The sequence below is a fragment of the Micromonospora sp. ATLC20 genome (genome assembly GCF_057196585.1).
Window position 1 is genome coordinate 1 of sequence record NZ_JBXUOV010000151.1, and the last position, 14,047, is coordinate 14,047.

The following is a 14,047-nucleotide window of genomic DNA, read 5'->3' on the forward strand; positions in this document are numbered from 1 at the left end:
GCGGTGGCCGCCGCGCCGAGCCGGGACCGGACGCCCAGGCCGGCGAGCGTGCCCGCGAGGACCGCGCCGGCCGGCGGGTCGAGCTGGCGTTCCATCAGGTGTCCGACCGGGTGGACCACAGTCACGTCGAGCGCCCGGGCGGCCAGCCCTCGGGCCGCCTCCAGACCCAGCAGCCCGCCCCCGAGCACGATCACGCGCCGCGCGCCCTCGGCGGCGGCGAGGATCCGCCGGCAGTCGCCGAGCGTGCGGAACGGGACGACCCGCTCGGGCAGCGGGGCGAGGCCGGGCAGCGGCGGCACCACGGCCCGGCTGCCGGTGGCGAGCACCAGGTGGTCGTACCCGTGCCGCTCGCCGTCGTCGGTGACCACCTCGCCGGCGGCCCGGTCCACGGCGGTGACGGCCGCGCCGGTGCGGACCTCGACGCCCGGCCCGACGGCTTCGACCAGCTCGACGTCCGGCTCGCCGATGCGTCCGGCGAGCAGCGTGGAGAGCATGATCCGGTTGTACGCGCGGTGCGGCTCCGCCCCGAGCACGGTGATCCGCCGGTCTCCGCCGCGTGCGTGCAGCTCGGCGGCGAGCCGGGCGCCGGCCATGCCGTAGCCGACGACGACTATGCGTTCGTTCATGCCGGCTCCACCCGGACCGCGCAGATCTTGAACTCGGGCATCCCGGAGACCGGGTCGAGCGCGTCGTTGGTGACCGAGTTGGCGCGTTGCGCGCCGGGCCAGTGGAACGGCGCGAAGACGGTGTCCGGCCGGATCGCGGTGCTGAGCCGGGCTGGTGCGCACAACTCACCCCGGCGGGAGACCACACGTACCGGTGCCCCCTCGGTCACGCCGATCCGTGCTGCCAGGTCCGGGTGCAGCTCGACGAAGCCGCCCGGTGCGGCGCGGCGCAAGGCGGCCACCCGCCGGGTCTGCGCGCCGGATTGGTATTGAGCCAGCACCCGGCCGGTGGTGAAGTGCAGCGGGTAGTCGGCGCACACCGGCTCGGCGGCCGGCCGGTGGGTGACCGGATGGAACCGGGCGCGGCCGTCCGGGGTGGGGAAGCGGTCGGCGAACAGCCGGGGCGTGTCCGGGCCGTCCCGGTCCGGGCAGGGCCAGAAGACGCCGGTGTCGGCGTCGATCCGGTCCCAGGTGATCCCGGCGTAGTCGGCCGGCCCGCCGGCCGAGGCCCGGCCCAGCTCCGCGAACACCTGGCGCGGGTCGGCCGGCAGCGGCGTTCCGTCCCCGCTCAGCCGTGCGGCGAGCGCGGCGAGGATCTCCAGCTCGGTACGGACCCCGGCCGGTGGCTCGCGCAGCGCGCGGCGGCGCAGCACCCGGCCCTCCAGATTGGTCATCGTGCCGTCCTCCTCGGCCCACTGGGCGACCGGCAGCACCACGTCGGCCAGCTCGGCCGTCTCGGAACGGACGAAGTCCGCCACCACGAGCAGGTCCAGGGCGCGCAGCCGGGACTCGACCCGCGCGGCGCGGGGCGCGGACACGACCGGGTTGGAGCCGAACACCAGCAGCGCCCGCGCGCCGGACGGCGTGCCGAGCGCGTCCAGGAGCTGGTACGCCGGCACCCCCGGCCCGGGTAGCGAGTCCGGTTCGACGCCCCACACCCCGGCGACGTGCTCGCGGGCCGCCGGGTCGTCGATGCGCCGGTAGCCGGGGAGCTGATCGGCCTTCTGCCCGTGTTCCCGGCCGCCCTGCCCGTTGCCCTGCCCGGTCAGGCAGCCGTAACCCGAACCGGGGCGGCCGGGCAGGCCCAGGGCCAGCGCCAGGTTGATGAAGGCGGTGACCGTGTCGACGCCCTTGGCGTGCTGCTCGGCCCCCCTAGCGGTGAGAATGACCGCGCGGTCCACTGTGGCGAGCGCGCGGGCGGTGACGTACAGGTCGGCCACCGGCACGCCGGAGAGCCGTTCCACCTCCGCCGGCCAGTAGCCGGCCACCGTCCGCCGGACGTCGTCGAAGCCGGTGGTCCGCTCCGCCACGTACGACCGGTCGAGCCAGCCCTCGGTGAGCGCGATGTGCAGCAGCGCGTTCGCCACCGCGAGGTCGGTGCCGGGCAGGGGTTGCAGGTGCAGGTCGGCCTGCCGGGCGGTGGCGGTGGCGCGCGGGTCGACGACGATCAGCCGTCCGCCGCGTTCCCGCAGGTCGGCGACGTGCCGCATCAGCGGCGGCATGGTCTCGGCCGGGTTCGCGCCGACCAGCAGCAGCGTGTCCGCGTGGCCGAGGTCGGCGAGCGGGAACGGCAGCCCACGGTCGATCCCGAACGCCCGGTTCCCGGCCGCGGCGGCCGACGACATGCACCAGCGACCGTTGTAGTCGATGTGCCGGGTCCGCAGCGTCACCCGCGCGAAGCGGCCCAGCGCGTACGCCTTCTCGTTGGTGAGGCCGCCGCCACCGAAGACCGCCACCGCGTCCGGCCCGTGCCGGTGCTGCACGTCCCGGACCCCGGCGGCGACGCGGTCGAGCGCCTCGTCCCAGGTCGCCGGGCGCAGCTCGCCGCCGGGCCGGTCGCGCAGCAGCGGGGTGGTGAGCCGGTCCGGGTGGTCGAGCAGGTCGGCGGCGGTCCAGCCCTTCTGGCACAGCCCGCCCCGGTTGGTGGGGAAGTCGCGGGCGCCGACCTCGACACCGTCGCCGGTGGCGCGCAGCACCATGCCGCACTGCAAGGCGCAGTACGGGCAGTGCGTGGCGGCCTCGGCGGGGCGTGACCCCGTTCGCGTCGCCGTGCGTGCACCGTCTGTCATGTCGGAAAAGCGTGCCGTCGGGCGGTTTCCGGTCCGGGTCTGCTCTGTTTCGGTCCTGTCACGAGCGCTTCACACCGCACGCGGGTGATGAGACGCTCCGCAGGGCTTAGAATGTGGGACGACAATCTCATATAACGGGAGGCATGATGAGCGTGGCGGACGCGTTCGACGCGGTGGCCGGCAGCTACGACCAGGCCCGACGCCGCCTGGTGCCCTGCTTCGACGCCTTCTACGGCACCGCTGTCGAGGTGGCCGCACCCCCGCTGCGCGCCGCGCTCGCCGCCGGGCGTACCCCCGAGGTGCTGGACCTGGGCACGGGCACCGGCCTGCTGTCCCTGCTGCTGACCGCAGCCGTCCCCGGCCTCCGCCTGACGCTCGTGGACGGTGCTCCCGGCATGCTCGCGGTGGCCGCCGGACACCTGGAGGAACGCGGCGTGGCGCACCGCACGGTCCACGCCGACCTGGCCGGCCCGCTGCCCGCCGGGCGGTACGACGCGGTGGTGTCCGCGCTGGCCATCCACCACCTCGACGACGAGGGAAAACGGGCGCTGTACAAGCGGGCCGCCGACGCGCTGGCGCCCGGCGGGGTGTTCGTCAACGCCGAGCAGGTGGCCGGGCCCACCCCCGCGCTGGACCGCCGCTACGACGAGGTGTGGACGGCGCGGATCACCGAGCTGGGCTCCGACGCCGAGGAGATCGCCGGCGCCCGGGAGCGGATGCGGCACGACCGGCCGGCCCCGGTGGCAGAGCAGTGCCGGTGGCTGACCGAGGCGGGCCTGGTGGACGTGGACTGCTTCTTCAAGGAATGGCGTTTCGCGGTCTTCGGCGGCCGGCGTACCTGAGACCGCTGTCCGTTTCCCTGATCGGCGGGGACGAGGATGACTGGTGGTCATACCGCTGGGTAGTCTTCCTGGCATGACCGCCAAGGTGACGCTGTCGTTCTCCGACGAGACGATCGAGGAGGCTCGCCGGTTCGCCAAGCGGGAAGGGCTCTCCCTCTCCGCCTGGATGGACCAGGCCGCCCGGGAGAAGGCGCTGCGCGAGGTCTTCACCGCGCACGCCGACGCGGTCGGCCGTGCCGGCCTGGACCTGGAAGCCGCCGCCCTGGCCGACGCCCAGGAGGCCGCGCTCGTCGACGACGCCCTGTTCGGCGGGCGTCCGCGTGCTGCGTAGGGGCGAGGTCTGGCGCATCTCCGGCGCCCGGGAACGGTTCGGCCTGGTGATCAGCTCCGACGTCTACAACGCCACTGCGGTACCCATCGTGATCGTGGCCGAGGTAGTGGAGGAGTCACTGCTGCGCGACTCGCCGCTCGCCGTGCGGATGGGCGCGTACGTGGTGATGCCCGACCGGATCTCCTCACCGATGAAGAAGTGGTTCACCGAGTGCGTCGACGTGGCCGACACCGAGACCATGCAGCGGGTCGGCCGGGCGCTGCGGATCCTCCAGGAACTGTGACCGCCTCACCGGCGCGCTCCGGCGGACGTGCGCTCTCCGTTGCCGCGCCGACGCGCGCGGGGCACGCCGGGGAAACCACCGGCTGAGAGCGTCGCCTCGTCATCGACGAGGAGGAGTCCGTCAGTGAGCACGCTCGTTTCCGCACCCACCACGCCGCCGGCCACCACCGCCGGCCGGCTCACCGAATGGCGGCCGGAGGATCCGGCGTTCTGGGCGGCCGGCGGCGCCCGGGTGGCCCGGCGCAACCTGTACGTCTCGATCTTCGCCGAGCACGTCGGCTTCTCGGTGTGGAGTCTCTGGTCGGTGACGGTGCTGTTCCTCGGCCCCGAGTACGGCATCGATCCGGCCGGGAAGTTCCTGCTCACCGCCGTGCCGGCCGCGCTGGGGGCGGTGCTGCGGCTGCCGTACACGCTGGCGGTGGCCCGCTTCGGCGGCCGGAACTGGACCATCGTGAGCGCCCTGCTGCTGCTGGTGCCGGCGGTGCCGATGGCGGTGCTGATCGAGCCCGGGGTGTCGTACGCCACGCTGATGGTGCTGGCCTGCCTGTCCGGCGTCGGCGGCGGCAACTTCGCCTCGTCGATGGCGAACATCAACCTGTTCTTCCCCGAGCGGCTCAAGGGCCGGGCGCTGGGACTCAACGCCGGCGGCGGCAACCTGGGCGTACCGGCGGTGCAACTGGTGGGGCTGGCCGTGCTGGCGACCGCGGGCGCCGCGTACCCCCGGCTCGTGCCGGCGGTCTACCTGCCGCTGATCGTGCTGGCCGCGCTGGCCGCGGCCCGGTGGCTGGACAACGTGCCGGGGGCACGAAACGAGCCGGGCGCGCTGCGCGCGGCGGCCCGCGACCCGCACACCTGGGTGATGTCGCTGCTCTACGTCGGCACGTTCGGCTCCTTCATCGGCTTCGGGTTCGCCTTCGGCCAGGTGCTCCAGCTCCAGTTCCACGACCGGTTCCCGACGCCCGTGGACGCCGCCTGGCTGACCTTCCTCGGGCCGCTGATCGGGTCGCTGATCCGGCCCGTCGGCGGTCAGCTCGCCGACCGGCTGGGCGGGGCGCGGGTGACGTTCTGGAACTTCGTGGCGATGGCCGCCGGGGCCGGGCTGGTGCTGTACGCGGCCCGCGAGCGGTCCTTTCCGCTCTACCTGGCCGGGTTCCTGGCGCTGTTCGTCTTCTCCGGGATCGGCAACGGCTCGACGTACAAGATGATCCCGGCGATCTTCCGGGCCCGGGCCGTCGCGGAGAGCGAGCTGACCGGCGACCCGGAGGCGGCGCAGCGGCGGGCCCGGCGTCTGTCCGGGGCGGTGATCGGGATCGCCGGGGCGGTCGGGGCCTCGGGCGGGGTGCTGGTGAACGTGGCGTTCCGGCAGTCGTTCCTGACCTCCGGCACGGCGGACGCCGCGTACCTGGCATTCATCGCCTGGTACGCGCTCTGCTTCCTGGTGACCTGGGTGGTCTACCTGCGTCCGGGGCCGCGTACGCTGGCCGGCGTGTGACCTGTGCCATGACGAACCCGCAGGCCATGCGCGGCGCGACCCCGTTTTGACCTGCCACCGGGCGGCCGGGTATCGTTGCCTGCTGTTGTACGACATTCTTAGGCGTGCCGCATCAGGTACGCTTGGTCGTTCGTGCGCGCTGGTCCGGCTGGGTACTCCTGGTCACCTCGGCGCGCGACCCCAGACCGACGACGAGACAAGGTAGACCTGTGCGTACGTACAGCCCGAAGCCGGGTGAGATCGAGCGTCAGTGGCACGTCATCGACGCCTCTGATGTCGTGCTGGGCCGCCTGGCGACCCACGCCGCCACGCTCCTGCGTGGCAAGCACAAGCCGACTTTCGCGCCGCACGTCGACACGGGCGACTTCGTCGTCATCGTGAACGCGGGCAAGGTCGCGCTGACCGGCAACAAGCGTCAGACCAAGGTCGCTTACCGCCACTCCGGTTACCCGGGTGGCCTGAAGCGGGTCGGCTACGACGAGCTGCTGACCAAGCGGCCCGAGCGGGCCATCGAGCTGGCCGTGAAGGGCATGCTCCCGCACAACAAGCTGGGCCGTCAGCTTCTCAAGAAGCTGAAGGTCTACGCCGGTGCCGAGCACCCGCACACCGCGCAGCAGCCGGTGCCGTTCGAGATCAAGCAGATCGCGCAGTGAGCGCGGGCGAAGGAAGCAGCATGACCGACATCACCGCCACCGAGGTCGCCCCCGAGGCCACCGAGGCGCCGGCGCCCGTCGCGCGCGCGCCCCGTGGTGACCGCCCGATCCAGACCGTGGGTCGGCGCAAGGAAGCCATCGTCCGGGTCCGGATCGTCCCGGGCACCGGCAAGATCACCTGCAACGGCCGCGACCTCGAGGCCTACTTCCCGAGCAAGGTGCACCAGCAGCTCATCAAGGACCCGCTGGTCACCGCCGAGAAGCCCGAGGCGTTCGACGTGATCGCCAACCTGCGTGGCGGCGGCACCACCGGCCAGGCCGGCGCGCTGCGGCTCGCCATCGCCCGGGCGCTGATCGTCAGCGAGCCCGACGACCGCCCGGCCCTGAAGAAGGCCGGCTTCCTGACCCGTGACGCCCGGGTCAAGGAGAGCAAGAAGTACGGCCTCAAGAAGGCCCGCAAGGCTCCCCAGTACTCGAAGCGCTGATCACCACAAGCGTCTTGTACTTCTGACGGACGGCCGGTTCGCCTCCCCATCCGGGAGGCGGACCGGCCGTTCCGCGTTTTCTCCTCTCATCGGCAGTTCCACGGAGGTTGGCGGGTATGGGCCGGTTGTTCGGCACGGACGGCGTACGCGGGCGGGCGAACGCGGATCTCACCCCGGAGTTGGCGCTTGCGGTCGCGGTGGCCGCGGCCCACACGCTGGCCGAGACCGACAAGAGCCATCCGCCGCTCGCGGTGGTCGGCCGGGACACCCGGGCCAGCGGCGAGATGCTGGAGGCGGCGGTGGTCGCCGGGCTCACCAGCGCCGGCGCCAACGTGGTCCGGGTCGGCGTGCTGCCCACCCCGGCGGTGGCGTTCCTCACCGCCGAGGCCAAGGCCGACCTGGGCGTGATGCTCTCCGCCTCGCACAACCCGATGCCGGACAACGGCATCAAGCTGTTCGCGGCCGGCGGGCACAAGCTGCCCGACGAGATCGAGATGCGGATCGAGGAGGCGGTGAAGGCGAACGCCACCACCGCGTGGAAGCGTCCCGTCGGTGCAGGTGTCGGCCGCGTGCACGACCTGCTCGACGGCGCCGACCACTACGTGCAGCACCTGGTCGGCACCGTGCCGCACCGCCTCGACGGGATCAAGGTCGTGGTCGACTGCGCCAACGGCGCGGCCGCCGACGTCGCCCCGGTCGCCTACCGGGAGGCCGGCGCCGAGGTGATCGCCATCCACGCCGAGCCGGACGGGCTCAACATCAACGACGAGTGCGGCTCGAACCACATCGAGGCGCTGCGCGCCGCAGTGGTCGAGCACGGCGCCCACCTCGGCATCGCCCACGACGGCGACGCCGACCGCTGCGTCGCGGTCACCGCCGACGGCGACGAGGTCGACGGCGACCAGGTCATGGCGATCCTCGCGCTGGCCATGCGGGACGCCGGCGAGCTGACCCAGGACACCCTGGTCGCCACCGTGATGAGCAACCTCGGTCTCCGCCTGGCCATGTCCGAGCACGGCATCCGGCTGGTCGAGACCAAGGTCGGTGACCGGTACGTGCTGGAGGAGCTGCGCGCCTCCGGCCTGGCGCTCGGCGGCGAGCAGAGCGGCCACATCGTGCTGCCCGCGTACGCGACCACCGGCGACGGCGTGCTGACCGGCCTGCACCTGATGGCCCGCATGGCCGCGACCGGCACCTCGCTGGCCGAGCTTGCCGCGGTGGTCACCAAGCTGCCCCAGGTGCTGATCAACGTGCCGGTCGGGGACCGTACCGTCGGCGCCGCCGCACCGGCCGTCCGGGCCGAGGTCGAGCGCGCCGAGGCGGAGCTGGGCGAGACCGGCCGGGTGCTGCTGCGCCCGTCCGGCACCGAGCCGCTGGTGCGGGTCATGGTCGAGGCGGCCACCGAGGACACCGCGCGTGAGGTCGCCGAGCGCATCGCCGAGCACGTGCGGACCGCGAGCCCGGTCGCCTGAGCCACGCCGCCCGCCCGCTGGGGAAACTCCCTCCAGCGGGCGGTTCAGTCTCCGCGCAGACCACGCAGCCGGGTCACCGCCTCGGCCAGCACCTCCGGCCGCTTGCAGAACGCGAACCGGATCAGCCGGCGACCGGCCTCCACGTCGTCGTAGAACACCTGCGTCGGCACCGCCACCACGCCGCAGCGCTCCGGCAGCGCCCGGCAGAACTCCACCCCGTCCCGGCCGCCCAGCGGCGTGACGTCGGCGGTCACGAAGTAGGTGCCCTCCGGCGGGAGCACACCGAACCCGGCGTCGGCCAGCCCGGCGGCGAGCTGGTCCCGGCGACGTTGCATGTCGTCCCGGAACCCGGTGAAGTACGCGTCCGGCAGCCCGAGCGCCACCGCCACCGCCGGTTGCAGCGGTCCGGCGTTGACGAACGTCAGGAACTGCTTCACCCGCAGTACGGCGGCCACCAGCGGCGCGGGGCCGCTCACCCAGCCGACCTTCCAGCCGGTGCAGGAGAACGTCTTGCCGGCCGACGAGATGCGCAGCGTCCGCTCCCACATCCCCGGCAGCGTGGCCGGTGGTACGTGCGGCGCGGCGGCGTCGGTGAACACCAGGTGCTCGTAGACCTCGTCGGTGACCGCGTACACGTCGTGTTCCCGGCACAGCTCGGCCACCGTCGTCAGTTCGTCGGCGGTGAAGACCTTGCCGGTCGGGTTGTGCGGCGAGTTCAGCAGCACCAGCCGGGTACGCGACCCGAACGCGGCGCGCAACTCGTCCGGGTCGAACGCGTACCTGCCGTCGGGCCCGGGCCGTAGCGTCACCGGGCGGCGGACCGCCCCGGCCAGCGCGATCGAGGCGGCGTACGAGTCGTAGTACGGCTCGAAGCAGATCACCTCGTCACCCGGCTCGCACAGCGCGAGGATGCTCGCCGCGATCGCCTCGGTCGCCCCGGCGGTCACCACGATCTCGCCGTCCGGGTCGTACTCCAGGCCCCAGAACCGGCGCTGGTGCTCGGCGACGGCGGCGCGCAGCGCGGGGATGCCCGGACCGGGCGGGTACTGGTTGTGGCCGGTACGCAGCGCCTCGGCCGCGGCGGCGAGCATCTCCGGCGGGCCGTCGGTGTCCGGGAAGCCCTGCCCGAGGTTGACCGCGCCGGTACGCACTGCGAGCGCGGACATCTCGGCGAAGACGGTGGTGCCGAACGGCCGCATCCGGGCCACCAGGGGATCGGTCGTCGTCACGGCTGCGAGCCTACGGCCCGCCGCCGAGTGCTCACCAGCCGAAGCAGGTCGCGCCGTACTCGCCCGAGTCCTTGGAGACGACCTTGCCGTTGACGGTGATCCGGCAGGTCACGTCGCCGGACCCGACCGGGCTGGCGATGATCTGCACCCGCTCGCGGTCGTTCGCCGTGAAGCTCAGCCGCCAGGGGGTGTCCACGGCGCCGGGCTGGTGGAAGTTGGCGTCCGCGTCGTAGAACTGCACCTCGGCCTCGCCGTCGGTGGCTGTCACCTCGTACAGCACGGTGAACTTGCCGGGCCCGCCGGACGGGGTGGTGGCCGGCCGGGCCGGGGGCGCGGTCGGCTCGTCGGCCCACCCGTCGGGCTCGCCGTAGAACGGCTCGTCGTACCGGTCGCCGGAGGCCGTCCCGTCGTCCAGGCCCCGGCCGAGGAAGGACAGCCCGACGCAGCCGCAGACGATGATCGCCAGGACGGTGACGAGGCCGATCACCAGGCCGGCCACCCAGCCGCCGCCACCGCGGCGCGGCGGCATGCCCGGATACGCGTACGGCGGCGGGTAGGGGCCGGGTGGGTGGGACCCGGCTTTGTAGGGGCCGGGCGGGTAGGCGCCCGGTGTCCAGGCCGGCTGTGCCGGGAAGCCGGGGACGCCGGGCTGGGACGGCCATCCGGGCGTACCCGGGTGGTGCGGGTCGCCGGAGGCCGGTGGGACGGGTGGGCGCGGCGTGGCGGCCGGGTCGGCCGGAGCCGCCCACCCCGGTTCGCCCACCGGCCGTCCCGTACCGCTCGGTGGCATGGCCGGACCGGTCCCGGCGGACGCGCTCTCCGGGCCGGTGGCCGCCCAGGGGCTCGGAGCGGGCGGCGGCGACCAGGGCTCGGGCGGCGTCCACGGCTGCGGGGCGGCAAGCGGGTCCGGCGGCGTCCAGGAGGAGGGCTGCGGCGTGGCCGGCGCGGCGGTCGGGTCGGCCGGGCCGGGGGCCGGTTCGGGGGAGGGGGTCGTCTCGGACATGGGCTCAGCTCACAGGGGTACGGCGCGGACGACCGCGGAACGGTGGGGCCGAGGGACGGCGCCCGGCCTCAATGTAGGCGGTGGCGACCAGCCGTGCGGCCCCGGCCGGCGGTCCGCGCCCGGCGTCCCGAACCGGTCCGGACGGGCGGAACGACCTGGATGGTGCTTTGCCCGGTAATCGCATCCCCGACGCTCGGTTCGCTCAAATTCAGTGATCGTTAACCGCCCTTCCGAGCACGCACGATGAGCGAAACTCGGTTAGGCTGCGGACCATGTGTGGAATCGTGGGTTACGCCGGTGCGCGCCCGGCGCTCGGCATCGTGCTTGACGGACTGCGGCGTCTCGAATACCGCGGCTACGACTCGGCCGGTGTCGCCGTGGTCTGCGAGGACGAGCTGCTGACCGAGAAGAAGGCCGGCAAGCTCGCGAACCTGGAGAAGGTCCTCTCCGAGCGCGCGGCCGACAACCCCGAGGACTGCGCCGCCAGCCCGATCGGCATCGGCGACGGCACCACCGGCATCGGCCACACCCGCTGGGCCACGCACGGCGGCCCGACCGACCGCAACGCCCACCCGCACCTCTCCCCGGACGGCCGCGTCGCGGTGATCCACAACGGCATCATCGAGAACTTCGCGAAGCTCCGCGCCGAGCTGGAGGACGAGGGTGTCGAGTTCGCCAGCGACACCGACACCGAGTGCGCCGCGCACCTGATCGCCCGCGCGCTGGCCGACCTGCGCTCGGCCGGTGAGACCGACAGCCCGCAGCTCCTCGCCGCCGCCATGCGCGTGGTCTGCGGGCGCCTGGAGGGCGCGTTCACGCTGCTCGCCGTCGACGCCGGCATCCCCGGCGCGGTGGTCGGCGCCCGGCGCAACTCGCCGCTCGTGGTCGGCCGGGGCGACGGCGAGAACTACCTGGCCAGCGACGTCGCCGCGTTCATCGAGCACACCCGGGACGCGGTCGAGCTGGGGCAGGACCAGATCGTCCTGATCACCCCGGACAGCATCGACATCACCGACTTCCACGGTCAGCCGGCCAGCGGCACCGACTTCCACATCGACTGGGACTCGTCGGCCGCCGAGAAGGGCGGCTACGACTGGTTCATGCTCAAGGAGATCGAGGAGCAGCCGCAGGCCATCGCCGACACACTGCTGGGCCGGCTCACCGAGACCGGCGAGATCGCCCTCGACGAGGTCCGCCTCAGCGAGCAGGACCTCCGCGACGTCGACAAGATCTTCATCGTCGCCTGCGGCACCTCGTACCACGCCGGCCTGGTCGCCAAGTACGCCATCGAGCACTGGACCCGCATCCCCTGCGAGGTGGAGCTGGCCAGCGAGTTCCGTTACCGCGACCCGGTGCTGGACCGCTCCACGCTGATCGTGGTGATCTCGCAGTCCGGCGAGACGATGGACACGCTGATGGCGCTGCGTCACGCCAAGGAGCAGAAGGCCCGCGTGCTGGCGATCTGCAACACCAACGGCTCGACCATCCCGCGCGAGTCCGACGCGGTGCTCTACACCCACGGCGGCCCGGAGATCGCTGTCGCCTCCACCAAGGCGTTCCTCACCCAGGTCGTCGCCTGCTACCTGATCGGCCTGCACCTGGCCCAGGTGCGCGGCATCAAGTTCGCCGACGAGGTGGGCGCGGTGGTGGCCCAGCTCCAGGAGATGCCGGGCAAGCTGCGGGAGCTGCTGGACCGGATCGAGCCGGTCCGCGAGCTGGGCCGCGAGTTGAAGTCCGAGCCGACGGTGCTGTTCATCGGCCGGCACGTGGGCTACCCGGTGGCGCTGGAGGGCGCGCTGAAGCTCAAGGAACTGGCGTACATGCACGCCGAGGGCTTCGCCGCCGGCGAGCTGAAGCACGGCCCGATCTCGCTGATCGACCAGGGCACGCCGGTGATCTGCATCGTGCCCTCCCCGGTCGGCCGGGGCATGCTGCACGACAAGGTCGTCTCCAACATCCAGGAGGTACGCGCGCGCGGCGCCCGCACCATCGTGATCGCCGAGGAGGGCGACCAGGCGGTGGTCCGCTACGCTGACCACCTGATCTACGTGCCGCGTACGCCGACGCTGCTGGCGCCGCTGGTGACCACGGTGCCGTTGCAGGTGCTGGCCGCCGAGATCGCCGCCGCCCGCGGGCACGACGTCGACCAGCCCCGGAACCTGGCCAAGTCCGTCACCGTCGAGTAGCCGATCTCGTCCACGGTCCCTCCGCCCGCACGACGGGTGGAGGGACCGCGTCGTCTCCGGCCGGCCTCGCGGACGGCCGCCGGAGGGCCGCAGGCGGTCGCCCGAAGGGCCGCGGGTGGTCATCGGCCCAGCACGATCCGGGCCATGCCGTCCAGCGCCGGGTTGTCCGGGTCCCAGTAGCCGGTGTGGCCGTGCGGGGCGCTCGGGAAGCGCCGGCCGCCGAAGCCCGGCGCGCTCGGGTCGGCGCCGAACCAGAGCCGCTCGCCGGGCCCGTCGAGCACGGCGAGCGCCGGACCGAGCGGCGTACCCGCGAGCAGCGCGCGGCGGGCCAACTCCTCCGGTGGACGGGCCAGCCGGATCACGTCGTCCGGCGCGGTCGACGACCAGACCTGACCGGCGGGCATCCGCAGCTCGGCGGCGTGGTCCACGCCGACCCCCGGCGAACCGACGAAGACCAGCGCGTCGGCGCTCAACCCGTGGTCGCGGGCGGCGGCGCCGACCACGAGCGAGCCGTAGCTGTGCCCGAGCACCGTCTGCCGGGCCGGCGGGCCCTCGTGCGCGGCCCGCAGCCCGTCCTGGAACCGGTGCAGCGCCGGGCCGGCGTCCTCGGCCTGCCGGGTGCCGGCCGCCTCGGTGAGGAAGTCCGGCGCGTCGTAGTCCAGCCAGAGCACCGCCGCCGCCTCCTCGCCCGGTCCGAGCGCCGCGCAGCGCTGCAACACCCGGGCCGCGCGGCCCAGCTCGGCCGGCGCGTCGGCGAGATCCGAGGTCATGCCCGGGACGTACGTGAGCACCGAGGCGGCGCGGTCCGGGTTGCCGAGCGCCACCACCGCCCGGCCGTCGCCGGCCGGGTCGAGCCCCAGCAGGTACGCCCGGGGCGCCCCGCCCGCGGCCAGCCGCTCGGTGAGCCCGTCCAACCCGCGTAGCGCCGCCTCGACAGCGGCGAGCCGGACCCGGCGGGACGCCTCCAACGGCCCGGCCGGAAGCGGGTGCAGCAGGGCGAGCCGCCGTACGAGCAACCGCTCCCGCCGGTCACCGAGCAGCAGCCGGTTGGCCTGGTCCCGGGCGGCTGCCGGTACGCCGTCGAGGCGCCCGATCCGGCCCGGTTCCCGCCCGACCAGCCAGCGCCGCTCGGCCGCGCTCAGACCGGCCCACCAGCGGCTCACCTCGGTCGGTCCGGCGCCGGGCCCGGGCCGGTACGCGGGCGGCACGCTCACCCAGCCGCGTACCGCAGCGGTGGCCAGTTCCGCCAGCCGGCCGGCCGCCTCCCGGTCGGCGGCGCCGGCGAGCGTCAGCGCGCCCCGGATGCCGGCCCGCGCATGGACCACCGCCGGTCCGGCC

The 14,047-nt window shown here is 73.8% G+C and carries 13 protein-coding genes; 8 read left to right on the plus strand and 5 right to left on the minus strand.

From position 1 onward, the window contains the following. On the minus strand, positions 1 to 626 hold a 626-nt coding region (locus AC2CHG_RS24290), incomplete at its 3' end, for an FAD-dependent oxidoreductase (protein ID WP_484525647.1). Continuing rightward, the gene (locus AC2CHG_RS24295) at positions 623 to 2,734 is read right to left on the minus strand and encodes a molybdopterin oxidoreductase family protein (RefSeq protein WP_402807734.1); all 2,112 of its coding nucleotides are present in this window, start codon (positions 2,732 to 2,734) and stop codon (positions 623 to 625) included. The genes AC2CHG_RS24290 and AC2CHG_RS24295, both read right to left, overlap by 4 nt. Before the next feature lie 143 nt (positions 2,735 to 2,877). On the opposite strand from AC2CHG_RS24295, the gene AC2CHG_RS24300 reads away from it, so the two are divergent. The 7 genes from AC2CHG_RS24300 to glmM all read left to right on the plus strand — a co-directional run bounded on the left by AC2CHG_RS24300 (position 2,878) and on the right by glmM (position 8,291). Beyond that, the gene (locus AC2CHG_RS24300; RefSeq protein WP_484525648.1) at positions 2,878 to 3,576 is read left to right on the plus strand and encodes a class I SAM-dependent methyltransferase; all 699 of its coding nucleotides are present in this window, start codon (positions 2,878 to 2,880) and stop codon (positions 3,574 to 3,576) included. 73 nt (positions 3,577 to 3,649) lie between these two features. After that, the gene (locus AC2CHG_RS24305) at positions 3,650 to 3,907 is read left to right on the plus strand and encodes a DUF6364 family protein (RefSeq protein WP_030501570.1); all 258 of its coding nucleotides are present in this window, start codon (positions 3,650 to 3,652) and stop codon (positions 3,905 to 3,907) included. Next, positions 3,897 to 4,190 (plus strand): type II toxin-antitoxin system PemK/MazF family toxin, encoded by a 294-nt coding sequence (locus AC2CHG_RS24310; protein ID WP_091426307.1) that lies wholly within the window; start codon positions 3,897 to 3,899, stop codon positions 4,188 to 4,190. Before AC2CHG_RS24305 ends, AC2CHG_RS24310 begins: the two co-directional genes overlap by 11 nt. A 123-nt stretch (positions 4,191 to 4,313) precedes the next feature. Next, complete coding sequence (locus AC2CHG_RS24315; RefSeq protein WP_194801399.1) at positions 4,314 to 5,681, plus strand: MFS transporter; 1,368 nt, start codon at positions 4,314 to 4,316, stop codon at positions 5,679 to 5,681. Between the two features lie 209 nt (positions 5,682 to 5,890). After that, entirely contained in the window at positions 5,891 to 6,334 is a 444-nt protein-coding gene (rplM, locus tag AC2CHG_RS24320; protein ID WP_013288574.1) for a 50S ribosomal protein L13, read from the plus strand. 20 nt (positions 6,335 to 6,354) lie between these two features. Continuing rightward, complete coding sequence (gene rpsI, locus AC2CHG_RS24325; protein WP_018784602.1) at positions 6,355 to 6,819, plus strand: 30S ribosomal protein S9; 465 nt, start codon at positions 6,355 to 6,357, stop codon at positions 6,817 to 6,819. A gap of 116 nt (positions 6,820 to 6,935) precedes the next feature. After that, positions 6,936 to 8,291, plus strand: a complete 1,356-nt coding sequence (glmM, locus tag AC2CHG_RS24330) for a phosphoglucosamine mutase (RefSeq protein WP_194801398.1) — start codon at positions 6,936 to 6,938, stop codon at positions 8,289 to 8,291. A 44-nt stretch (positions 8,292 to 8,335) separates the two neighbouring features. On the opposite strand, the gene AC2CHG_RS24335 is transcribed toward glmM, so the two are convergent. Both AC2CHG_RS24335 and AC2CHG_RS24340 read right to left on the minus strand, forming a co-directional pair. Next, positions 8,336 to 9,520 (minus strand): pyridoxal phosphate-dependent aminotransferase, encoded by a 1,185-nt coding sequence (locus AC2CHG_RS24335; RefSeq protein ID WP_194801397.1) that lies wholly within the window; start codon positions 9,518 to 9,520, stop codon positions 8,336 to 8,338. A 31-nt stretch (positions 9,521 to 9,551) separates the two neighbouring features. Beyond that, positions 9,552 to 10,523, minus strand: a complete 972-nt coding sequence (locus tag AC2CHG_RS24340; protein ID WP_262013063.1) for an MmpS family transport accessory protein — start codon at positions 10,521 to 10,523, stop codon at positions 9,552 to 9,554. Positions 10,524 to 10,795: 272 nt separating this feature from the next. On the opposite strand from AC2CHG_RS24340, the gene glmS reads away from it, so the two are divergent. Next, a complete protein-coding gene (glmS, locus tag AC2CHG_RS24345; RefSeq protein ID WP_135242042.1) occupies positions 10,796 to 12,709 on the plus strand; it encodes a glutamine--fructose-6-phosphate transaminase (isomerizing) in 1,914 nt (637 codons plus the stop codon). A 119-nt stretch (positions 12,710 to 12,828) separates the two neighbouring features. Here glmS and AC2CHG_RS24350 read toward each other — a convergent pair. Beyond that, positions 12,829 to 14,047, minus strand: a 1,219-nt coding sequence (locus AC2CHG_RS24350; protein WP_484525649.1) for an alpha/beta hydrolase, incomplete at its 5' end; no start/stop codon positions are given.